1 protein-coding gene is annotated in these 667 nt (G+C 78.7%); it reads right to left on the minus strand.

The window, feature by feature from the left end; translation table 11 throughout:
• Positions 1-667 (minus strand): DUF58 domain-containing protein (locus GTW08_RS23165; RefSeq protein WP_161152527.1); only part of this gene is annotated, 667 nt, incomplete at both ends.

Consider the following 667-nt stretch of genomic DNA (forward strand, 5'->3'; position numbering starts at 1 on the left):
GCGGCCAGGCCGAGACCAGCGCGGTGACGTCCTGCGGCGCGGTCCCGCCGAGCACCGCGAGCACGCCCTCCGGGTGCCCGGGCCCGGGGCCGGGCGCGGTGAACCCGGTGCTCGCCGAGGGCCGCAGCAGCGCGAGCGACTCCAGCCGCGGGGGGACGGCGTCCGCACCGGTCACACCGGGCGGCACGTCGCCGACGGTGTCGCCGGACTCGTCGACGAGTGCGACAGCCTCGCCGCGCTGCAGCAGATGGACCGCGACACTGGCGGTGAACGCCACCGCCCATTCCAGGCTGGAGGCGGGCCCGTGTCCGCGGTGGGCGCTGTCGCGCCGGTCGATCAGCAGCGTGACGCCGGACGGGTCGGGACGGTCGTCGAGGCGGACCATCAGCTCGTCGCGCCGGGCGCTGGAGCGCCAGTGCACACGGCGCAGCTCGTCGCCCTGGCGGTAGGGGCGGATGAGCACGTCCGGGGTGCCGGGGCCGGGACGGCTGCCGCCCTCGGCGCCGCGCCCGGCGGCGGTGGAGGTCAGGGCCGGGCGCCCGGTCAGCGGGGTGACCCGGGGGAGGACCAGCAGCCGGTCGGCGGGGAGCAGGTCGTGGCGGAACTCGGCGAGGCCGAGCGCGTCGGTGCCGCGACCGCGCAGCGGACCGATCCGGTACGCGCCGCG

Origin of the sequence: Pseudonocardia sp. SID8383, assembly GCF_009864975.1 — a bacterium.
GTDB classification, from domain to species: Bacteria; Actinomycetota; Actinomycetes; order Mycobacteriales; family Pseudonocardiaceae; genus Pseudonocardia; species Pseudonocardia alni.